This is a genomic window from Kistimonas ophiarachnellae, from assembly GCF_057552235.1.
The window spans coordinates 167,639-189,603 of record NZ_BAAJPA010000011.1 but is presented as its reverse complement, the minus strand read 5'-3'; the positions used below and the strand labels follow the sequence as shown (position 1 = coordinate 189,603).

The 21,965-nt window shown below is 46.2% G+C and carries 19 protein-coding genes and 1 pseudogene; 2 read left to right on the top strand and 18 right to left on the bottom strand.

What is annotated here, in order from left to right:
• From AC27K1_RS15175 to AC27K1_RS15100, 16 genes and pseudogenes are all read right to left on the bottom strand, one after another.
• Window positions 1-1,149 (bottom strand): glycosyltransferase, encoded by a 1,149-nt coding sequence (locus AC27K1_RS15175; RefSeq protein ID WP_487151659.1) that lies wholly within the window; start codon window positions 1,147-1,149, stop codon window positions 1-3.
• Window positions 1,136-2,404, bottom strand: a complete 1,269-nt coding sequence (locus AC27K1_RS15170) for an O-antigen ligase family protein (RefSeq protein WP_487151658.1) — start codon at window positions 2,402-2,404, stop codon at window positions 1,136-1,138. Before AC27K1_RS15170 ends, AC27K1_RS15175 begins: the two co-directional genes overlap by 14 nt.
• A gap of 8 nt (window positions 2,405-2,412) precedes the next feature.
• The gene (locus AC27K1_RS15165) at window positions 2,413-3,963 is read right to left on the bottom strand and encodes a D-glucuronyl C5-epimerase family protein (protein WP_487151657.1); all 1,551 of its coding nucleotides are present in this window, start codon (window positions 3,961-3,963) and stop codon (window positions 2,413-2,415) included.
• A complete protein-coding gene (locus AC27K1_RS15160) occupies window positions 3,963-5,525 on the bottom strand; it encodes a D-glucuronyl C5-epimerase family protein (protein ID WP_487151656.1) in 1,563 nt (520 codons plus the stop codon). The genes AC27K1_RS15165 and AC27K1_RS15160 overlap by 1 nt, the downstream gene beginning before the upstream one ends.
• A 31-nt stretch (window positions 5,526-5,556) precedes the next feature.
• Window positions 5,557-6,756 (bottom strand): glycosyltransferase family 4 protein, encoded by a 1,200-nt coding sequence (locus AC27K1_RS15155; RefSeq protein ID WP_487151655.1) that lies wholly within the window; start codon window positions 6,754-6,756, stop codon window positions 5,557-5,559.
• Entirely contained in the window at window positions 6,743-7,891 is a 1,149-nt protein-coding gene (locus AC27K1_RS15150) for an N-acetyl sugar amidotransferase (protein ID WP_487151654.1), read from the bottom strand. Before AC27K1_RS15150 ends, AC27K1_RS15155 begins: the two co-directional genes overlap by 14 nt.
• A 4-nt stretch (window positions 7,892-7,895) precedes the next feature.
• Entirely contained in the window at window positions 7,896-8,660 is a 765-nt protein-coding gene (locus AC27K1_RS15145) for an AglZ/HisF2 family acetamidino modification protein (RefSeq protein ID WP_487151653.1), read from the bottom strand.
• A 6-nt stretch (window positions 8,661-8,666) separates the two neighbouring features.
• Entirely contained in the window at window positions 8,667-9,275 is a 609-nt protein-coding gene (hisH, locus tag AC27K1_RS15140) for an imidazole glycerol phosphate synthase subunit HisH (RefSeq protein WP_487151652.1), read from the bottom strand.
• Between the two features lie 44 nt (window positions 9,276-9,319).
• A complete protein-coding gene (locus AC27K1_RS15135) occupies window positions 9,320-10,564 on the bottom strand; it encodes a lipopolysaccharide biosynthesis protein (RefSeq protein ID WP_487151651.1) in 1,245 nt (414 codons plus the stop codon).
• Window positions 10,565-11,069: 505 nt separating this feature from the next.
• Window positions 11,070-12,149: a DegT/DnrJ/EryC1/StrS family aminotransferase gene (locus AC27K1_RS15130; RefSeq protein ID WP_487151650.1), complete on the bottom strand. Its 1,080-nt coding sequence runs from the start codon at window positions 12,147-12,149 to the stop codon at window positions 11,070-11,072.
• A gap of 99 nt (window positions 12,150-12,248) precedes the next feature.
• Window positions 12,249-12,833 carry an acyltransferase gene (locus AC27K1_RS15125; RefSeq protein WP_487151649.1) on the bottom strand — a complete coding sequence of 195 codons (585 nt, stop codon included), beginning with the start codon at window positions 12,831-12,833 and terminating at the stop codon, window positions 12,249-12,251.
• Between the two features lie 3 nt (window positions 12,834-12,836).
• A complete protein-coding gene (locus AC27K1_RS15120) occupies window positions 12,837-13,886 on the bottom strand; it encodes a Gfo/Idh/MocA family protein (protein ID WP_487151648.1) in 1,050 nt (349 codons plus the stop codon).
• Between the two features lie 9 nt (window positions 13,887-13,895).
• Window positions 13,896-15,209 carry a nucleotide sugar dehydrogenase gene (locus AC27K1_RS15115; protein WP_487151647.1) on the bottom strand — a complete coding sequence of 438 codons (1,314 nt, stop codon included), beginning with the start codon at window positions 15,207-15,209 and terminating at the stop codon, window positions 13,896-13,898.
• A gap of 397 nt (window positions 15,210-15,606) precedes the next feature.
• Window positions 15,607-15,855 (bottom strand): annotated as a pseudogene (locus tag AC27K1_RS15110) (transposase family protein); the annotation flags it as partial.
• A gap of 150 nt (window positions 15,856-16,005) precedes the next feature.
• Complete coding sequence (locus AC27K1_RS15105) at window positions 16,006-16,305, bottom strand: nucleotidyltransferase domain-containing protein (RefSeq protein ID WP_487151646.1); 300 nt, start codon at window positions 16,303-16,305, stop codon at window positions 16,006-16,008.
• Window positions 16,302-16,715, bottom strand: coding sequence for a nucleotidyltransferase substrate binding protein (locus tag AC27K1_RS15100; RefSeq protein WP_487151645.1), 414 nt, complete (start codon window positions 16,713-16,715; stop codon window positions 16,302-16,304). The genes AC27K1_RS15105 and AC27K1_RS15100 overlap by 4 nt, the downstream gene beginning before the upstream one ends.
• Window positions 16,716-17,340: 625 nt before the next feature.
• Between AC27K1_RS15100 and AC27K1_RS15095 the strand changes: the two genes are divergently transcribed.
• A complete protein-coding gene (locus AC27K1_RS15095; protein WP_487151644.1) occupies window positions 17,341-18,477 on the top strand; it encodes a Wzz/FepE/Etk N-terminal domain-containing protein in 1,137 nt (378 codons plus the stop codon).
• Window positions 18,478-18,574: 97 nt separating this feature from the next.
• On the opposite strand, the gene AC27K1_RS15090 is transcribed toward AC27K1_RS15095, so the two are convergent.
• Entirely contained in the window at window positions 18,575-19,249 is a 675-nt protein-coding gene (locus AC27K1_RS15090; RefSeq protein WP_487151643.1) for a tropomyosin, read from the bottom strand.
• Between the two features lie 370 nt (window positions 19,250-19,619).
• On the opposite strand from AC27K1_RS15090, the gene AC27K1_RS15085 reads away from it, so the two are divergent.
• Window positions 19,620-19,739 carry a DUF29 family protein gene (locus tag AC27K1_RS15085; protein ID WP_487151642.1) on the top strand — a complete coding sequence of 40 codons (120 nt, stop codon included), beginning with the start codon at window positions 19,620-19,622 and terminating at the stop codon, window positions 19,737-19,739.
• Here AC27K1_RS15085 and AC27K1_RS15080 read toward each other — a convergent pair.
• Window positions 19,721-21,808 (bottom strand): hypothetical protein, encoded by a 2,088-nt coding sequence (locus AC27K1_RS15080; RefSeq protein ID WP_487151641.1) that lies wholly within the window; start codon window positions 21,806-21,808, stop codon window positions 19,721-19,723. The genes AC27K1_RS15085 and AC27K1_RS15080 overlap by 19 nt on opposite strands.
• Between the last annotated feature and the right edge of the window lie 157 nt (window positions 21,809-21,965).

Below are 21,965 nucleotides of genomic sequence, written 5' to 3'. Positions count from 1 at the left end.
TTATTTATTTATTCCAGGCAAAAAATCTGAATAAAAGTCAATCAGCACAGTCTCCTCTGACGACCAACAATACCTTACGCGTGCTGACTCCTTGCCACACTTAACCATGGAGTCATACTCATTTACACTCATATCAATTACTTCACAAATACGCTCCGCCAGTACGGTCACATCACTTGGTTCCACGCAAAAACCACAGCCTGACTCATTGACAACTTGTTCGTATAGTGGAAAGTTTGACACAATCACCGGAACGCCCAGCGACATATACTCGAACAATTTTGTCGGGTAAGACCGCATGTAGTTCTGCTCATTTTGAAGAACAGCAACACCAATTCTGGTCTTAGCTACCTGTCGCCAAGCATCCTCCCCCATCAACCGACCCGGTGCGACGATCCAGCCCTCTGAACATCCCTTAGCAAATAGTTCATCATTTTTAACGTTCTCTTGAACGGGGCCAATGCACAGAAAGTTGACATCTCTGCCCTTCTCACGCAATTCTGAAATTGCCTTAGCAACAACAAGAATTCCACGGCATGTTGTAACGCCACCCACATATCCGACCGTGTATTCCTTATTGCCAGCGGACGAAAAGCGCTCAATTCTGTCAAAATCAGGATAATTCCTGACAACGGTGGTCCTCTTCAACCAAGGGTAATACTCAGCATACGAATCTTCGGCATACACGACCCAGAACCAAGGCAACGCGATGCGCTCAAGAGCCTTGATCAGGAATGCAACCGGCCGCCTCAACCAGCTTGATATCCAGGTTTTGGATTTGACATCCTCTGGTACATTTTCATGCATATCGTAGACTACCGGAATACCAATTAGCCTTAGAAATACACCTGCAACCATTAGCTCAGGATCATGAAAATGCACGATGTCTGGCCGCGACTTTAAACACCTGACAGCCACCTTGACACTGCCAAACACAAGACGCCCAAAACGCCCAAAACGCCCCATAGAGCTTACACCGAGATCAAAAATCTCTACTCCCTGTAGCTTATCGTCACCTAAACCATCTGCAACCAGAAGCTTTACGCTTCCAGGATAATGCTTTGCAAGACTTACACATTCTTTATGGAATATCCGTGTGTCTTGTCGGTTATGAACGGTGGTGACATGGAAAATTTTAGAGAAAGACACAATCTCCCCTTATCAATCGTACATTGATGCTTCTTTTGTTATGAATCAAATAAACAACAAAACACAATGACATAGACATAAACAACATTCTGTTATCATTGAAGTCACCACTGAACATGGCATTAAACATTCCCTGTATCAGAATCATCAGGACCGCCCACACATACCAGTCCGCACGAAACATCGCCTCGATAAATATGCAGCGAAAAGCAAACACCAGGGTCATTAAAAACAATATACATCCCAGCAGGCCTGTTTCCACCAACAACTCGAGGATAATATTGTGCGGGTACGCTCTCCCTTCACTTGCTATCGCGTAACCCCCGATGCCTTTCCCCCATATCGGACTTTCGCCAAATCGCACCAGAGCGTGGTCAATGTGTTCAATTCGAGCCGCTACAGATGAACCCATATCGTCATGAGTAAACATCACACCTATTCTGAATATTGTTTGAAACACTTCTTCACTAAAAGTAGCCAGTGATCCGACGCCCCCTACAAAAAACAGAACAGAAAAAGCCATATAAAATGACTTCCAGCGATTACGTACCTGACAGCCTTGCCTTGAAAATGGAATTAGAGCAAAGAATACAACCAGCGAGATTAAAACGGAAACGAAGGGTCCTCTGCCGCCAGACAGCAACATCAACACACCAAAAACTCCAGCCACACTAAGACATATGGAAAATTTTTTAAAATCTTTCCCACAGAAATAGTGATACCCAAGAGCAATTGCGATTGCCAGCCCAACTCCAAGCGTCCTGCCAAGTGCCAGGTAATTAGCCCCAAAGATTGTCAAGAACCCTACCACTCCTTTCAGGTAAACAATGATAGCTTCAACAGAGCTAACAACTGCAAATAGTAGCAAGAACACCAAAAGTCTCTTGATACGATTTAAATCTGAGGACATAACTAACAAAGGCGCCAATACGCACCATGCAGTTAGTGTCAAAAGGTATGATGCCTTGGTAACGGAATAACTGTGCCCCGGCGACCACCCTATACTCAAACCAACATACACAAAGAAAAGCAGCACTAATGCCAAGGGCAAAAGCGCATGCTTGGATAAGGATCTAGTCTTTAAAAGCGCCCAGCCTGCCGTCAGCACGCTAAGCAGGAAGAAAGTTGCGGTTAAATCTACCGGCACCCAGGAAAGACGCTCATCACCTTTGAATCTTCCCGCATATAAATAGGCGACAAAGAAGAACTCAAAGCTCAAAATAGAGGAAGTGAGCCACAATAGTCGTTTTATCATTGCTCAACCTACTGAAACAACGTTCCACCTGATTCCATCGCACGATAAACTCTCTGAACTATACTTTCCATACTTTCGCCCGAATGCAGCCATTTTTTAGAAAACCCATCAATCAGTTGCTTATTGATTGAAGAAATACTTAGATCTTCCTGCTCAAAATCAATCCCGGCATATTTAACGACAGGTAACTGGGATCGGGCCCTCCAGAAGTTCACATCGCGCTCATTTCCACTACTCTCGATAATAGAGAAGTAATCCAATATCAACTTTTTGTGCCCACTAAAGTCACTTGCAGCGAATCTGATCTTTGAAACATCAGAAATAGAGAAAGTGGCCTCATAATCTGGTGATGCACCACTTGGCGACCACCCATTTTCATTCACAACCGGCTGCCAAACACCACTCACAAGCGCATCCAACTTAAAGTTTCTGGGGTATTGATCCCAATGAAATCGTAATTTCATTTTCTCAATATCGCGTTCCCCATCAAACATCACAGAGAACTCACATGAACTTCGACTATTAAAAACGGCATACACCTTAGGATCAAAGCCATGATTTTCAATAGCCTTATCCAAGCTATACACCGAATCATAACCTGTAGTTTCAATAATCTTACTCCCAGAAGACTTGGATGCTAAGTTCTCCCCTCCCTTGTACAATTCTCGATAGGCAAGAACTGCATAGTATCTTGCAAAAAACTTTTTAAAAACCGAGTCATCTGTAAGCTGATATAACCTTTGCAAATATTTCAAATGGATAAAGTCGTAACTATCATGAATATTCTCAACCATCACAGGTTCAGAAAACAAAGCACCGGGCTCCATCCTTAGCGCAAAGTTCATGTTACTTGGCATTTCGTAGAGAGGAAGGATTTTTTTGACTGAGAATATCGCACGTTCAATCAGAGCAGACAGCCTTTCATCCTCAAGATCCTTATTAACCTCTACCAGATTCAAAATAACTGAAATATGTGCATTAATAACATGATCATTAGTTTTATATTCTTCAAAGAAAATCACATCACCTTCTTTGTACAAAAAACCACCATCCTCAACCCCAACATACAACGGATCAATCAATTTCCTTGCGACATCCAAATACTTGGAATCCTTTGACCATCGATAAGCAAAGACAAAAATCTCAGCAACTCGAGCCTGCGTGATAGCAGAATACCAAGGTGCTTTAACCCCTCTATTGTTAAACTTATAGGGTACCAACACACCTGACCGGGAATCTACCATTTCATGAAGATACCAATCAATAATTGTAAAAAATGCCTCTTTATAATCACCAAAAGGCATATAACCTTCTGGAATATTATGAAAGCTCGAATAGTAGTTTTTTGCGTCATCCGCTATAAAAAGAGGATTATATTGCTTCCCAATCACTCCGCCGTACTGGTGAAGCCTTATTCCTTGCTGGTCAAAGACACCATTATCAGGTTCAGGAAGGTCAGTTTTCACCCATACTGGTCGAGATTCACCAACACCACTTGAATATGAATAAGGCGAAGCAACCAAACAGGCAATCACCAAAACTCTAAAAAAAACCAGCATTATTCTTTCTTCTCATAGGGAAAAGCATGAACACCCTCTAACTTCAAGAAATCGTAGAGGTCATCAATATCTATTTTTTTTGCTACAAAGTTATCAACAAATCCCTTCAACATTTGGGAATTGACCTGTCCTGATTTCAGGCCTTTTGATTGATCATTGAACTTCACTCCAGAAAATCTGACCACACTCACGTTTTGAACAGCTTTCCACACACCCAACTCCCTTGAAGCACCTAACGTTTCTGATACTGAGAAGAAATCTAATATCAATTTAGAGTGGTTTGAAAAGTCGGAGGCCTCAAACTTAATCTTTTCAACTCCAGTAACATCCACCTCAGCGTTGTACCAAGGCGCAGCCCCGGACGGCTCCCAACTATTTTCAGATACAAGCTCAACCCATTCTGAGCCTACCCAACCTTTTATGGTGAATTGCCGCGGATATTCCCCCCAGTGGAAACGCAACGAAATAGACCCGATTCGCTTTTTCCCTGAAAGCTGAATCTCAAAAGCACTCTTCTGGCCACTATTAAAAACGACGTAATCTTTTGGATTCAGTGAATAGTTGTTGATCGCACGATCAAGATTGTAGTTTGCATCAAACCCCGTAGAGTTCAGCAAACGAGCACCTGCTGATGTAGATACAACATTCGCCCCTTTTTTAAACAGATCACGATGGGCCATGACTGCGTAATAGCGAATAAAAGAATCGTAAAAGAACTCATTCCCGGTCACATGATAGAGATCCTTGAGGTATTCGAGATGCTTCAGATCGTAACTATTGTAGGTATTTTCTACAATCTTAGGATCGGAAAATGTAGCGCCAGCCTGCATCATCAACCCAAAACTCATCTCTTCTGGAATACTAAATATCCAAAAGATACTCACCAGAGACGCCACTCCCTGATCAAAATACGACTGCACCTTTTGGCTTTTCAGTACCCTGTTCACATAGTTCATATCCAGCAATGCTGACATGTGACCATTTAGGCTGTGATCGTAGACTGGCTTGACATGCTGTTCAAAAAAAACAACATTTCCCTCTTTATATAAAAAACCTCCCTTATCCACATCCACAAACAATGGTTCAAGAAGGCTTTTCGCGATTGAGAGGTATTTGTCATCACCACTCAACTCATAAGCGATTGAAAAGACTTTAGCCACCCTCGCTTGAGTAATCGCTGAGTACCATGGAGCTTCAGCTCCTCGGGCATCGAATTTATAGGGTACCAACAGCCAGTTATTATCTCGAACCAACCAGCCTGAATACCAGTTGACGATGTCCCAATACGCCTTTAGGAACTGTTGTGCCCGCTTATCTGACTGTTTACTGAGAATCTGATATGACTCTGCAAAACTGAGAGCATCGTTTGCAACATACAGAGGGTTATACTGATAGCCCCGAGTACCTCCGTAGTTGTGATAACGAATTCCATTTTTGTCATAACCTTCTTCTCCAGGAGATGGCAAATCTACCACTTCCCAAGCCGATGCATTCGCACAAAATAAAACAATCGATATAATATAAAAAGCTCCGCTAAGAGCCTTTAAGACAAATTCCTTCAACAACTTCCGATGGCTCGCTAGACTACAAACCTTATAAGAGAAGTTCCAATTCCTTTTCACAGCGTTCCTCCCAGGTTAACAAACCATTCAATGCAAACTCTTTAGCTGCCGTCACCTGCCGCTCTACCAGAGCCATATCAGCAACCAGAACCTGCAAAGCCTTGGCAATACCCACAGCATCAACAGACTCAGGCTCCATATACGCCACATTAGGCACTGCCGCTAGTGATCCATTGATATTCTGAGCAAGAATTGGCGTGCCCAACATCATGGTTTCCAGGAAAACGTTACCCAAGTTCGAAATATTGTAAAAAGACAGGCTTACCTTAGCATCTCGAATCAGTGCCAAAGCCTCCTTTTTTTCCACGCCAGGAATGAAGTGCACTCGTTCCTGCAATCCATGACTCTCTGCAAATTCATTTAGCCCCTGATAAAACTCTCTGTTGTAGACTGGTCCCACCAGAACCATATCAAGTTCAAGACCGGAATCTATAACCTCCTGCATTGCCTTAACAACGACATCCTGCCTTTTCCAGTGGTCAAAGCGCGCCACGTAGCACGCATATTGCCTACCAGAAAGGTCAAACTTTTCGCGAATAAACTCACTCGAAGGAAGAACATCATTGACCTTCTCTACACCATTCAACCAGAAAAAGAGTGGGGACCGTCGAGAACCAATCTTCTGGTACACCTTGTCACCATGCGTACCATCATTTGTAATCACGACCGCTTTGGCAGGCAACGAAAAAGACAGATACTCCAACGGATGCTTGATAAACAAGCTGATCTTAGAAGACTTTATCTCGTCAATAAGAAAAGAGCCGTATATACGTCTTACATTCGGTACACGGTTTATCAGAGACACCACCCCTACCATAGCGCCGGCCGGTCCATGACCATAGAGCACATCGACCTTTCCTTTACTGCACACTTTCAGCAAGGCGCATAACAACCTTATCGCAACAGCGAAAAAATCCAATATCCCTTTGTAACCAAATCCTCTTGCATTGATCTTTGAGCGATACTGATCAGGCACTTTAAAAGTCGATGGTACACCCGACCCAAAAAAGAAGATGTCAATAACGTCGAATCGATCATCGTCCGCCATCGCCAAAAGAGTGTTAAAGAACGCAGGCATACCCTTAGGCTGAGAGTTTCCCTCAAGAAAAAAAGGCTTCACACCGGACCAGAAGCCCGAAACATAAAGCACCTTACGCTTAACGCTTTCCATAAAAACCTTTATCCTTCAGATGAAAATGCACTTTCAACGCAAGCTTGTACAACCAATCATGTAGTACGCTGTTGAAGTACCCCTTGTAGTCCTTGTAGGACTTAACCGGCTGCTTCATCAACATATTAAATTCTTCGTCTGAAATCGCCATTTTCTTCTTGAAGAACTGAAGATCCTGATCCTTCATAGATGCATCGGGATAGGCATCTTCCTTCAACGCCACTAACGCTTCGTCACGCGTCATCTCCCCCATGCAAATCAAGTTGGAGTAATGCGCTTTTCTCTTATCAATATTAAACTTTCGTGGCTGTATATAAGCTTGGGTAAACCGAGTATAAATCGACTCGTAGTGCTTCCCGCCGTAGTAAACCCAGCCAAGCTCATCTTGAATGACCTTCATTGCCTCTTTTTTGGAAAAATCAACATAGTCGAGAATATTTACCACAGAGCATCTATTCACAAACCGGGAAAGGTATAGATCTTTACGAGAGAAATAAGGATAGGTTTTAAGTTTCACCTTGCCATATTGCTTGTGGACATTTTTAATCAACTTCCAGTCCATCTGACCGACCATCTCTGACCAGCCAGGCTCCATAATATATTCCATCTTAAAATTGGAGCCATTAATGATATACCTTACCTTGTAGCGCGCAGCCATCCTGTTCAACACTGCGTAAATCGCATGATCTGACGGAATCTCCATCCCAGGTGTAGACGCCTTCAGAAAGGACATTTGCAGATCGCGAAACTCGTCCCAATCAATTACATGAGTGTACAGATCTATATTCAATCTGGTGAGAATCTTCTCGATATTCGAAACCGCCAGCTCTGAATTCCATCCATTATCCAGATGCACTGCAAGCGGTCTTAAACCTAACTGTTTCACAAGATAAGCGACGTAGGTACTGTCGACTCCCCCACTCACCCCAATGATACAGTCATATTCTTTACCTTTCCCTTCAGACTTAATCCGGCTTACCAGTGCCTTCAGCTGCTGCGAACGCGCCTCAGCACCTTGCATCGTCTCCAACCGCTCCAGGTAACTGGAGCAAAAATTACAGATACCAGCATCATCAAATGTAATGGACGGCGCCGAAGTATCCATTACGCACCGATTACACACTTGAACACTCATGCCATTAATTCTCACTCAATAATTCTTCCAGCTGCCCATAGGGCGGATAGCTAATCAGCACCGCCTTGTGCGGACCTTGATATACAAACATGCTCCCTGCCGACACGGCAGAGGCGCCTGCTTTAACTGCCTTCACAAAATCATCTACACATCCGGCCCCCCCTAATGCGATCAGCGGCACATCACAAATTTCGGATGCTTTAGAGATCTCCTTCAAATCATATCCTGACATTTTTCCATCTTTATCTACAGAGTTGAGTAGCACCTCCCCGGCACCAGCAGTGACCGCTCTCACCAAAAAGTCTTCCCACGACGTTTTTAGGATTTTTTTCGCTGACGATGAATAGAGCTTCGGTTTTCCAAAGAGGTTTTTTTTCAAATCAATTGAAACAACGACACTTTGATTGCCGAATTGCGCAGCAAGATCAGACACCAACTCAAAGGAAAATATTGCAGAAGTTTGAACGCAAACCTTCTCAATGCCTATATTAAACAGCTTTCGAGCATCATCCAAAGACCGAACTCCGCCCCCATAACAGACAGGCATAAATGCTTCACTAACCACCTCACTGATCAATGAAAAATTAGGCCCACCCCCTCTTCTACTCGCATCAATATCAACTAAAAGTAATTCATCAACTTCTTTTTCGTTAAATATCTTTACTGCATTCCTCGGATCTCCAACATATCCAGGATTATCAAACCCAACCGTTTTAACCAGCTTCTGCCCTTTTAGCAACAAACAAGGAATTACTCTAGTTCTCAACATGAATGATTACATCTTCAAAAAATTATCAAACAGTGCCATTCCAAACTTGTGGCTCTTCTCTGGATGAAATTGAACTCCAAAAACATTCTCTTTTTCAAACATTGACACGAAGCTCTTCGAATAGCTAGTCAACCCGGTCACAACAGAATCATCACAATCCACAAAGTATGAGTGAACAAAGTAAAATCGCTGTTCGATTTTATCACTTAGTAGACTTGAGCCACTCACCGAGACTGTATTCCAACCCATATGAGGCACTTTCATAGAATCGGGCAAGTTGTCAAATTTCTTCGCTACACCACGCACAACAGATAAACCAGGAAGCCCACCTTCCTCACTCCCGTCCAGTAGCAGCTGCATTCCTAAGCAAATACCCAGAAGAGGTATCCCCTTTTTTATTACATCAAAAATCGCCTCGGACATTCCCTGCCTATTGAGTGCATTCATACCATGATCAAATGCCCCCACTCCGGGAAGTAAAACCCTATCAGCCTTAACTATCAAATCTGGATCATTAATAAGCACCGGATTTCCTCCAATGCGCTTTACGATATTTACAATCGATCCCAAATTCCCCACTTGATAGTCAATAATGCCAATATTCCCCTTCACCATCGCAAACACTCTCAATGACACTAAAACAATAGCAACTCAAGCAGTCAAATTGCTTTTGACAACTTTGCTGCAAATAACAAATACAGCAAATATACACAGCCAAACGAATACGAAATAATTGTCACAAATTCAATTGGCGTTTCGGCAAGCAAACCAGCAACCATCAACGAAACAAATAATAACGCATTCCCTAATATATCCCACTCTTGTTTTTGAGCCACATAGACCATGTAACTCAGTGGGCTATATATAAATCGAACATAAAACATGGGAGCCAAGATACCCGCATAAACTCCTGCTTCTCGCCAAGCATCCCCAAAAACAAATGCAAAAAGAGGCTCTGCCCACAGCATCAAAACAATTAACGGAGCCAGACCAATCAATGCCAGACCCAAGAACACTTTTTTAAACATAACCCTGGTATTACCAAACTCCCGGTAATCCGACACAAACCGATCCCGCAACACGTCAAGCAGTGCGCTACTAACAAAAGACAACGGAAATACCAAAACTCTCAGCACCAGTGAATACACACCCGCCACTGCCGCGCCAAACGAAGCGACTAATACTATGTTCTGGAGATGAGATGTGGACATATTCAGAATTGCGGAAAGAGAATCAAACAAGGGAAACTTTATATATTTCCTGGCATTAAATAGCACTCGCTCCTTGGGCACCTGCCCAATCAATTTAGCCTGACCCTTTTCACCACTTCTAATCAGGTTTAACAGACTCACAAATTGACCGATCAACACACCAGATATCAACCCAAAGCCCACCCCTTTAACTGCAGCTGTAGCAAGCTGAACTCCGGCTGTACCACCGCTTTGAATTACTTTAGAGGAAGCAAGGTATCTAAACTTCTTCTTCCTATTATTCCAGTAATAAAAGTTCTGATAGCACCCTACAACCAAGATGCTAATCGGCAATAAGTACAACCAGCCAGATATATATTCAGTACCTAGGAGGTTAGTCAGATCTGCGTTAAAAAAGGACACTACAAACAATGAGGCAAGCGCAACACTGACAACAATCCCTAAAGAAAGCTTCATAATGCTTACAGCCTCACCATCATCTTGAGGCAGCATTATCGCCTGTTCATACCGACCGGTAGCCAACATACCAGCGATGGCAACTACAGCACCATATAACGCAAATACCCCGAAATCCTCAGGGCTATACAGGCGTGACAATATTGGACTGACAGCGATCGGTATAGCTTGAGCTAATACCGTTCCCGTCATTAAGGTTGCGACATTTCTCGCAAATTCATTCTTGAGTTTAATCATTATGTTTTGCTGAAATACCAGTCTGCGGATCACAAATCAAATGCATTGAACCCCTACATCTGAACGCTTGGCTCGACTGGTATTTTACATATTTTCTATGGCCACTCTTCAAGTCGCTTGTATACACTGCAGCTTGACAGATAGCGTGGTGAAAAACGATAAAGCTGAATCAGGATTATAACGCTACCTATGCCAGAACTGCAGACGCTGATTCCAATTCGACTTCGTCTGTGACGCAGAGAAACGCACGAAAGCCCTTGGTATTAGTCAGTGTATGATCATCTTTCCATGGCCAACGGAAATCCTGAAGGATGAAAAAGTTCACTATCAAACCAAATGCATTTTATTATGTGCGACTCATTATTTATCCTTGAATAAGTAGAACCAAAAGTCGATGCCGTATTAAGCTATATTAACTAGCCTGAAATTCGCTTTGAAATCAGTAGTAGCGAGGGATTTTATGCCTTCTCCCTGCCCCAAGCCATCAAGGGTTTCATATTGTTCTCTAAATTATCAGTCTAGCCACAATACTCTTTTGTTCATCTTTTGTTAAATATGGATGAAATGGCAGACTAATAACTCTTTTAGCCAACTCCTCCCCCACTGGAAGATAGACGGTACTATCTGCTACGGCTGGCTGCAAGTTAAGTGGCAGCGGATAGTGCACAGAGGTGGGAATTCCAGAGTCTTGTAAAGATGCCTGAAAAGATTCACGATCTTTAACCTGTACAGTGTACTGCGCGTAAACGCTAGTATTATGAGACTCAATGAAAGGTGTAACAATATCAGTGTTTGTTTTTAGCAATTCTGTATATCGTTTTCCTACTTTTATACGAGCCGCAACCTCGTCGTCAAACACCTTTAATTTACTTAACAATACGGCTGCCTGAAGAGTATCTAACCGACTATTTACACCAACACGAATATGATGATAACGCCGATCCTGACCATGGCGTGCAATCTGGCGAAGTATCACAGCAAGCTCATCATCATTGGTAAACATGGCACCACCATCCCCATAGCAACCCAAAGGCTTTGAGGGGAAAAAGCTGGTACAGCCAATAGTGCTTAAGCTACAGGACTTTCGGCCTTTATAAGTTGCACCAAAACTCTGAGCTCCGTCTTCAATCACAGGAATATTATATTTACCTGCAATTTCATTAATCGCATCAAAGTCAGCGCACTGACCGTAAAGAGAGACAGGAATAATTGCCTTTGTTCGTTCAGTAATGGCTGCTTCCAACAGGGATGGATCAAGATTATAGGTTTTCGGGTCTACATCCACATAAATCAGTTTTGCCCCCAGCAATGCTGAGGTTTCAGCTGTTGCAATGTAGGAAAAAGCCGGCGTAATGACTTCATCGCCTGGTTTGATACCCAATGCCATCAAGGCAATTTGAAGGGCATCTGTTCCGTTAGCAACAGAGATACAATGCTTGACCCCAACATAATCTGCCAGTTTTTCTTCCAGTTCAACAACTTCAGGGCCAAGAATATATTTACCGTGTTCAAGCACAGCTTTTATACGACGATTAATATCTTCTTCGATACGACGGTACTGGGCTTTTAAATCAATAAATTCCATGTAATTCACTAAACAAGACGTTGAACCATAATGCACACGAAGAGCACAAAGTTTAAAAACTTTTCTTTGTGCACTTCGTGCCGTTGGAGGATTAAATAATCAAACTTTTAAGACTTGGCCGTTCTTCAAGCGATAGGTGATTTGGGTGTGAGGACAAACGCACTCACCTTCACCTTGCAGCGGCAAATCCAAACGCTCACCGTATTCACTTATCCAGCCAATATGTTTTGCAGGTACGCCCGCCATCAGCGCATAGTCGGGCACATTTTTATTAACAACAGCACCAGCACCAATAAATGCATAGCGGCCAATGGTAATGCCGCAGACAATGGTGCAGTTAGCGCCCAGAGTTGCCCCCTGCCTTACCAGTGTTTCGCGATATTCATCTTTCCGGCTAATGGCAGAGCGAGGATTATAAACATTGGTAAACACCATACTTGGACCGCAGAACACATCGTCTTCGAGAGAGACATTGTCGTACACTGAAACATTGTTCTGGATTTTAACGTTATTACCAATGCTGACCTTGTTGCCCACAAACACATTCTGACCAAGGGAACAGGATTCACCGATTTGCGCCATTGGGCAGATATGCACCCAGTGCCAGATGCGTGTACCTGCGCCTATCTGGGCGCCTTCGTCAATAATGGCGCTTTCATGGGCAATATATGTTTTTTCTGTCATCCCTCAGTACTCCAGGGGCAGGGAGATGGTTTTGCCATCTCGCGCTGAGAGGTAGCCCGCTATTAATAGCTCAAGGGATTTTAACCCCTCCCGCCCATCAGTTTCCGGCTCAGCTTCGCCTCGCAAGGTATCGATTACATTTTTGTAATAGAGAGGATGGCCAAAGCCGTAGACTGAAGTGGTCTCATAGTTGGCTGCAGAAATCTCTGCATCATAGGGAGCAGATTCGGCAAAGTTCCACTCCTGAATTTCATTGACCGCAACGCCGCCAACTTTAACTGTGCCATTTTCCCCCAGTATGGTGATGGAACCCTCCAGGTTTTTTGGGTAGGTGCACATGGTAACGGCCATGGAACCAAGGGCACCATTGCGCCAGCGGACATTCATTACTCCGGTATCTTCTACCTCGATATTCCGATGGGTTGAAGTCATGCACTGTACATCGGCTACAGGACCAATCAGCCATTCCATCAGGTCTACGTAATGGCTGGCCTGGTTCATAAAGGCTCCGCCATCCAGCTCCCAAGTGCCGCACCATTTGGCGCGGTCATAATATTCCTGTGGGCGGGTCCAGAAAACATTGAGGTGAACCATATGGATTTTGCCGAATCGCTGTTCATCCACCGCCCGCTTTAACAGCTGAAGCGTTGTGTTGCGTCTGTTTTGCTTGACGATAAACAGCCGGACACCGGCATCATCACAACCTTTAACCATACGCAAACCATCGGCCCAGCGGGTGGCCATGGGTTTTTCGCTGATAACATGCACACCGGCATTAGCGGCCAAAATAGCCTGATCGGGATGTAAACCGCTGGGCGTGCATAGCGCCACGACATCCAGCTGTTCATTGGCCAGCAAATCTTCCAGTTTACGATAGCCAGGAACATTATATTCGTTCTTGGCCCGTTCCAGAGCTTCCGGGTCAATATCACATACGGCAACCAGTTCAATATCTTCCCTGTGCTGCCTGATCGCCTCGACATGTTTGCCAGATATACGGCCACAGCCCACAATAGCCTGACGGATTTTTCTGCCCGTTATTTTGGGATACATTGCGATTCCTCAGGCCTTGACAATATTATCCGCGGGTTCCAGAAACTTACCACGAGTGTCTACCAACAGTTGTGCATATTGCCCAATCATTGGGTAGTCAAACGCACTATGGTCTGTTGCCAGCAGTACGCAGTCGTAACCGGCTACCGTTTGGGGTGTTAATTCAACACTGCTCAGGTCAAAGCTGTGTTCCCGCATTTCAGGGAATTCCGGCACATGAGGATCCGAATACTCGACCACTGCCCCTTTCTTCACCAACCGCTCCATCAATTCTACCGCAGGCGATTCCCTCATATCGTCCACATTCTTTTTGTAAGCAATGCCCAGTACCAGAATTTTACTGCCGTTAATGGCCTTGCCTCGCAGGTTTAATGCATCGGTCAGTTTATCTACAACAAACCGGGGCATGTAGGCGTTGATTTCACCGGCAAGTTCGATAAAGCGGGTGTGCAGGCCGTATTCCCGAGCCTTCCAGGTTAAATAAAATGGATCAATAGGAATACAGTGACCACCCAGACCCGGGCCAGGGTAGTAGGGTGTAAAACCAAAAGGTTTTGTCGCAGCAGCGCTGATGACTTCATGAATATCAATACCCATACGATCAGCCACGATTTTCATTTCATTCACCAAACCGATATTGACAGCCCGGTGAATGTTTTCCAGCAACTTGGTCATTTCTGCGGCTTTAGTTGATGATACCGGCACTACTTTGTCTATAGCTGCTTCATAAAGGGCTACACCAACGCTCTGACAGGCGGGCGTATGGCCTCCACACACCTTGGGGATGGTTCTGGTTTCAAAATCAGGGTTGGCAGGGTCTTCACGTTCTGGCGAGTAAATCAGAAATGCATCTTCACCGATTGTAAGACCCGCTTTTTCCATTCTTGGCAGTAACTCTTCTTCGGTAGTGCCTGGGTAAGTGGTGCTTTCAAGCGACAATACATGCCCCTTACGAAGATAAGGAATCAAGGCATCTGTAGTATCCAGCACATAGCTCAAGTCCGGCTCACGATACTTATTCAAAGGGGTTGGTACGCACAGAATTAAAGAATCAGCATTTGTAGCTTCTGAAAAATCTGTGGTTGCACTAAAAAGTCCATTATTAACCGCGGCCAAAATCCCTTCTGATGGGATGTGTTCTATATAGCTGATTCCATCATTGAGCTTATCAACCTTACTCTGATCAATATCAATACCGAGAACTTTGTAACCCTCTTCAACATAACGCAACATCAGGGGCAGACCAACGTAGCCAAGTCCGACTATGCCGATAACAGCTGTTTTTTGTTGTATCTTTTCAATCAACTGGTTTTCAATTTCCATACAGAAATTCCTTTACTTCAAAATATTGGATTGACACAAACTTATAAAATCAGAACTGATTTCTTATCATTCAGGCTTTATGCATGCTGTGGCTCATACGGAGACCATTAAGCACACGGCAAGATCATGAAACCCCGCGCCATTACTAGGCTCAAGCTGGATATAACGATGCTCTTCAGCAACTAATCACACACTGTATAATTTTCACCACATTTCTTGCTATCCCTTGTGTGTCAAGGAATAACGGGGCATTTCTAATACCAATCACTGAATCAAATATTTACCTGTTATCTGACCAAGTTGGTTTTGGAGTCGGCAACCTCAAAATCACAGTGCTCATTGACGTTCAAATTTCCCTCAATCCCAGTGATAGCAAGGGGTTTCATGATCTTTCCCTGGGATTCACGACACTGACAGATCTGGCAATGGTGTCGTCTGACGGTGCGCCATGCTCAAAATCACCATATTGTCTTAGCCAATCCAGGCGGTCTTCGCCGAAATCAGCGATATCCTCCCAGCCTTCTGCACCGGCTATAACAGCACAGATTGTCAGCAGCAGGATGTCGGAAAGAGAGTGTGTCACTTTCCAGCTCTGGCGAGGATCGTGAAGTACGGAGAGTTGTTCTATCAAACTGAAAGCATTCATTTACGTGTTCCCATTTCCACACCGGGAATGAGAACATGGCTAGAAACAAAAAGTGTTGGCGATGGTCAATTGCCTGCAAAGCCAGTGATAGCAAGGCCTTTCATGATCTTGCCCTGTGCCTGTGAGACGAGATTAAGGCAGCGTCATCATTCAGGGATAAATTTGCAAACCATGTTTATCGATATGGGCTTTGAACGGCGCATGGCTGATCTCAGAATACAATACAACATCAAACAAATAGGGGGTTGGGAGTTCATCCAACGCCAGACTGACAGCTCCGACACATTGCGCAGCATCTGGACGCAGCCAGACAGCAAGGTCAATATCGGAACCCCGCCGATAGTTCCCCAGTGCACGCGAGCCAAACAACACGACCTTTTCTATCTCGGGAAAGCGGGACAGGCAGGCCAGAATCTGATCAAACGTCGCTGCTGGCAGACCGTGGTTCATTCAGCCGCCACCAGATAGTCGTTTAATGATTGCATGGCAGTCAGGTAACGGTTCTGGATGGCTTCAATCACACTACGCGCTTTGTCCATATCATAGACATGGGACATCAGGTTACGATCCTGCAACATATCAATCCAGCATTGGCCGTCTTCCACCAAATCATGGAGATAGGCGATTTTGATGACACTACGCGGAGCCGGTAAACATTCAACACCCTGATAGGTGAGATAATCTTTCATCACCTTCCATGCGAGCTCCCAAGTAAACTTGAATGATTGTATCAACGCAATCGCGTAGAGCTCATCATCGGGTGCGTTACGCGTTGCTATTGTTGCCCGTTCCAGAACCGTGAGCGCTTTCTGGTAATTTTCTAAACGTTGCTGCCAGCGAGTAGCCTGCTGATCTGTCACGTTTATCTCCTGTCACTCTGCTTTAGTTTGATATTTCTGTCACTTAACCACAAAGGTGGCTACGCCACCAAATTTTCCTGCAAACACGCTACCGCCCGCCAACTCACACTCTCGCTGGACAGCCGCTCTCACATTGTCTGTATATCTGTTCAAATTTGGGTGGTCATTCTACAGACAGAAATCCTCGGCAACCAGCAAAACACCCTATTTTTCAACGTGTTTTTTACTCTTATGGGGCTACGTAGCATCAGCAATTTGACATTGGCGTCGGAAGGATTTTTTATCAACAGGCTTTGATGCAAGGGTCACTCCATTGACAGAACAGGCTTGGAAGAACTGACCGTAACTCCCTTTTTCCTTACTACGTAAACTGCAGTTTTTTACACCGTCGAGGAAGCAACACTGCACAGGCATCACAGGTGGGGAACGTGACCCGCTTAAGCACAGCACTTCCTGCTTTCATACAGGCGACAAATTTATTATGATCGCCCGTTAACATATCGGCCATTTGGCCTATTCCAGACAGCGACATATTGGTAGCCCCTTGAACGCGCCCAACCCTATAACCACACCCACGAACCCGGCCTACCAGGCTAATTACCCCCCCCACATTCCGGATGACGATGTGGTCGACCTGTTCGAGCTGGCTGAAAAACTCTGGAGTCGCAAGTTCACAATCATAGCGATTACCGCCGTGATTTCCCTGGCAGCAATGGCAGGCGCCCTGCTCTGGCCTCCAACCTGGCAGGCGGAAACGCGTATTTATGAACCATCTTCAGCCGACTTGGCCCAGCTACATCAGCGGCAACAGGAATTTGGTATTACGAACACGCCTGCCGATGAGACATATGCACTTTATTACCGCTACCTGACATCGCCAGCTACCCTGCACGCCGTGTTTAACAAAAGCGGATTGGCAACCCAGGCACTCGAAACAGCGGGTGACACCAGTCAGCCTGCGGCCCTTGAAAACGGGTTTAATGCATTCACCAAAGCACTAAAAATCCAGAAGTCCAACCTCAAGCAGTCTGCCGTCGATTACATCAGCATCACATACGACTCGAAGGATCCTGCATTCTCCGCCAGTCTCATCAATGATTTTCTGCTCCCAGCGGCCAGGAACGAAGTAGCCGAGGAATTCTACCAAAACCTGAAAGCCGAACACTCGCTCACAAAAGTTCATTTGCAACAGCAAATCGCCGGAATTGAAAAACAGTTCATAGAAAACGCGAACACGGAAAAACTGCTGTTGTCCCAAGCGCTGGAAGTCGCGAAAGCAGGCAAGATCAAAACCTTTGTGACAGACACACTGTCCAACGTCGGCCCGTCCACGCTATTCGTTTTGGGTACCGATGTACTGACAAAAAAACTCGAACAACAAAGACAAATATTGGATAAGCACCGCTTTATTTCTGAACCAAAAGCCGATGACGCTGAAAAAATACTGCTACCCAGCGTCATACCCTTGTACCTGAAACTTCAACGGTTGCAGTCTATAGATATAGACCTGAGCAAGTTGAAACCAGTCGAAATTGACGAACCCGCCATGATCCCGGCCACCCCCATCAAACCAAACAAAAAGTTAATTGTAGCCGTGGGCGTTTTACTCGGTGGCATGCTGGGCGTCTTCGTTGTATTGATTCAGATCGCCATTACAGACCGCCGCGAAAAGCAGCGCAGAGATTCTGAAGCAGCGGCTGGCATCTCCGCATCTTTTCATGGAATGACACCTGAACAGGAAGCCGAAGCCCTGCGCCGATAATGCACGAAAAAACAACGGAAAGGCCTGCATTGCAGGCCTTTTTAAGTTTATCCGCCAGCAACCCGCAAGGAAATGACAGAAACGGATACAAGGTAGATTACGCTCGGGAGACTATAGCCAGTATTTTCTCAACATTATCATTCAACGTCACAATCTGCCCCTGCATAATGTCTATCTGACCCTGCATGGTGTCTATCTGGGCTTGCATAGAATCCATGCGACCTTCTATAGCTTCCATTCGGTTTTCCATCGAGTCCATACGGTTTTCTATGGCACCCATGCGAGTTTCCATCGAATCCATCCGGCCTTCTATGTCACCCATTCGAGCTTCCATTGAATCCATCCGGCTTTCCATGGCACCCATTCGAGTTTCCATCGAATCCATCCGGACTTCCATGGCGTCCATCCGGGTCTGCACCACCTCAAGCTGCTGGTCGATCCGCTCTAATCGCAGGTCAACTTCTTCGAAGCGCTGGTCAATCTGGGCAAAACGGATTTCTACCTCATTTTTAAAAATGACGAACTGATTGTTCAGGTTGAGCAGAATCTCGTCATGCTTGACGGCGCGCTCTTCCAGCGCCTTAAAGTGAAGCGTGTGGTCGTAGAGTGTTTTGTCAATTCGCCCGAGCTGGAAAGCGTGCTCATCCAGCATCAGGCGCTGATGCTCCAGCATGGTGTTGAGTGTGTCGTAGTATTGCTCTCGTCGCAGCTCAAACCGCTCAAGCACCATCACGCGCCCATCCAGTTCCTGCAGTTGATGCGAAGTATTCATTGGCAATCCCCGCGTTTGTTATCCGGTGCAGCAGAGTGTAGAACAGCCTGCCGGATCAAAAAGATCATCATCAACTTGAACGCATGAAGTAACCTGTTACCGGGATGAGCGGTAGTGGAAATATGCAATCATTTCGACGCGCGGGGTTTCTTGCCGTTCAGCCACATACAACCCTCTTCAATCGGCGCTACCATACCAACCAGACCACCCGGCTTGATATCAACCCTTCACCTGCATAACGAGTATTATCAATGATCACAGTCAGCATCAGGAGGCATAACATGGCCACCAATCTTTACCAGCCCGACGTTTACAGCTGGACATTGCAGCAGGCAGAACTAATCCGGCAGGGAAACCAGAGGCGCTGGACATGGACAACATCCTTGAGCAAATCGAAAGCATGGGCAAAAGCGAATATCGCGCACTCAGCAGTCGTTTTGATATTCTGCTTATGCACCTGCCCGAATGGAGTTACCAGTCCATGGAATGACGGGCAACTTCCCACATCAAACTAATGTCTTCCATTGGCTCATCCTTGGCCAGCAGCCAGCCAACAACCGCGAAATCCTGAGCCTGCTTGCGCCTGCGCGAACTCTCCGAATGTTCAGCCCAGAGCGTCATTCTCGCCATTCGCTCCCGCCACATGGCGCGTTGCGGTTGAAGCACTTCGTGGCAAATATCCCGTTGCCTGTCCGCAATCGTTCGGGTCTGGTTACAAGCAATCCGGTCCACCTTTTCTCCGTGTTCGAACCAGCTTTGCCCCAAGGCACTTTTCACCCACTGTTTCGACCGTTTCTGTACGGCTTCTACCGTCGCCGGATCGGGCGCTGCCTGTTGGTCCAGCTCGGCAAGAAACGTCATATCCGTCTTCGCAGGATTCCAGTCTGACAGACCCAGCAACTCGAGCACCTGCACCAACTCATGGTCAATGGCCGTACGGCTCTCCAGGTTCAGCGCCAGGAACGCCGGCAGAAGCGTTCGGATCAGGTCTGGCGATACCTTCTCCATCGTCCCTGCCTCGGACTTTGCCAACTTGATGAAATGATTGAATTTCGACAGGGAGTCCGGCGGTGTTACCAGTACATCCACGACCCCCACCTGCTCCTTGAACACCCAGGTGAGCAGGCGAAACTGAGCCCCCTCCTCCAGCACGATCATGACACCCTGGGCGCCAGCGCCATCAACACCGGACACCAGCACCTGCCGAAACCGCTGATCCGGCACCGGTTCAGGCGAAACGGGCGCGACGCCCGCCCTGCGCCCCTGCTGAACCAGCCTATCCACCGCCTCGCGAACCGGTTTCACCAGCCAGTTACGGGTGCGCACCAGGCGACTCAGGGCTATCGGCGTCAGTTTCCCGGGCGTCTGGCAAAGCTGTTCGGCTACGGCTTTCGCGGATTCAGTATTATCATCCAGCACCATCAGCGTCAGGGCGTTGTATAGATCCGTATTGTCGAGTTCCAGCAACATGCCAACCAGTTGTCCGAATGCCTCCGGCGGCAGGAAACCCAGCTGGCCCTCAATCGCCGTCACCAGGGCAAATTCATCCGGCACATCGGCCAGCACATTCAGGAAGGCATTGTGAAGATCCGACACTGAAAATTCCTGGCCGTCACCCCATTGTTCTGCCGCCTCCGAATACCACTCATGGATGAACGCCATGAATTCAGGCGACAGGTACTGCCGGTAATCCTGCAACTTTTCCAGCAGCAGGTTCACGCCGCTGGCCTGAAGGCGTTCCTGACCATGGGCCCGCATCAGGTGGTGCTCCATATCACGCCAGAAATCAGCGATGGGCGCCTCCCCCTGACGGATACGGAAAAACAGGGATTGCAGGACAAACCCCAACATTAACGCAACCGCTTCAGCGGCGCCTGGCAGCTGGTCATCCATACCTTCGAGACAGATATGGTCAACAAACGCCTGACACCCCTCGGGTTCACACAGCGCCATCCACGCCAGGGGCGGTCTTGGGGAATCACGCAGGGTTGACAACTGCCCCGCGGCTTCTTCAATCAACTGTGCTGGCGACCGCTGCGATTGCAACATGGATTCCAGCAGCCCCAGGATATCCTCTTCTTCCACCGGAAAAGCACCAAATTCGACATCATCATAGGCTCCCTTGAAAATGGCGAGGTAATCTTTCCGGATACTTTCAAGAAAGGCGATCACGGAGTCAGCATGACGCAGGCGCTTTGCGGGTTTCTGCTCTGCAAGGGCACGCTGCAGGAAACGCCAGAACGCGACCAGCTCCGGCACAATGGTTTTAGCTTGCTTGTCGGAGCACAAAAGCTTGCGAGGAATCAGGTCGCACATGATTTCCTCGGCGTTCTCCTCATCCAGGTCCGCCAACCGACCGCCGATGTAGTTGAGATAGAGATCCATGAACAACCGGAACCATTCACCGCCATCCCTGCGGTCAGCCTTGGACAGTTTTCCGTATTCCGGCGATGCCTGATAAAGAGGCAGGAGTTCATCTACCCATTTATTCAGCCGATCATTGGCCTTGTCCGGATCTGATTCATAATCTGCGCCTGCCGAAAAGAGCTTGATTGCCATGAACCTGCCTGATTGATAAACAAAAACAAAACTGGCCGGAAGTATAATAGCAATCGTGTTTATATTTCTGACAGATATCGCCAAATAAGCATGCCAGCCGGAATTTATACGACCGTCACGACACCCAACAGGCGTCATTAGTTGTCCGTTTCAAATA

Excerpts from the sequence above, each read along its gene's own strand:
- AC27K1_RS15170 (WP_487151658.1), bottom strand. The coding sequence starts at position 2,404 with ATGATAAAACGACTATTGTGGCTCACTTCCTCTATTTTGAGCTTTGAG.
- AC27K1_RS15165 (WP_487151657.1), bottom strand. The coding sequence starts at position 3,963 with ATGCTGGTTTTTTTTAGAGTTTTGGTGATTGCCTGTTTGGTTGCTTCG.
- AC27K1_RS15155 (WP_487151655.1), bottom strand. The coding sequence starts at position 6,756 with ATGGAAAGCGTTAAGCGTAAGGTGCTTTATGTTTCGGGCTTCTGGTCC.
- AC27K1_RS15150 (WP_487151654.1), bottom strand. The coding sequence starts at position 7,891 with ATGAGTGTTCAAGTGTGTAATCGGTGCGTAATGGATACTTCGGCGCCG.
- AC27K1_RS15145 (WP_487151653.1), bottom strand. The coding sequence starts at position 8,660 with ATGTTGAGAACTAGAGTAATTCCTTGTTTGTTGCTAAAAGGGCAGAAG.
- hisH (WP_487151652.1), bottom strand. The coding sequence starts at position 9,275 with ATGGTGAAGGGGAATATTGGCATTATTGACTATCAAGTGGGGAATTTG.
- AC27K1_RS15135 (WP_487151651.1), bottom strand. The coding sequence starts at position 10,564 with ATGATTAAACTCAAGAATGAATTTGCGAGAAATGTCGCAACCTTAATG.
- AC27K1_RS15130 (WP_487151650.1), bottom strand. The coding sequence starts at position 12,149 with ATGGAATTTATTGATTTAAAAGCCCAGTACCGTCGTATCGAAGAAGAT.
- AC27K1_RS15125 (WP_487151649.1), bottom strand. The coding sequence starts at position 12,833 with ATGACAGAAAAAACATATATTGCCCATGAAAGCGCCATTATTGACGAA.
- AC27K1_RS15120 (WP_487151648.1), bottom strand. The coding sequence starts at position 13,886 with ATGTATCCCAAAATAACGGGCAGAAAAATCCGTCAGGCTATTGTGGGC.
- AC27K1_RS15115 (WP_487151647.1), bottom strand. The coding sequence starts at position 15,209 with ATGGAAATTGAAAACCAGTTGATTGAAAAGATACAACAAAAAACAGCT.
- AC27K1_RS15105 (WP_487151646.1), bottom strand. The coding sequence starts at position 16,305 with ATGAACCACGGTCTGCCAGCAGCGACGTTTGATCAGATTCTGGCCTGC.
- AC27K1_RS15090 (WP_487151643.1), bottom strand. The coding sequence starts at position 19,249 with ATGAATACTTCGCATCAACTGCAGGAACTGGATGGGCGCGTGATGGTG.
- AC27K1_RS15085 (WP_487151642.1), top strand. The coding sequence starts at position 19,620 with ATGGACAACATCCTTGAGCAAATCGAAAGCATGGGCAAAAGCGAATAT.
- AC27K1_RS15080 (WP_487151641.1), bottom strand. The coding sequence starts at position 21,808 with ATGGCAATCAAGCTCTTTTCGGCAGGCGCAGATTATGAATCAGATCCG.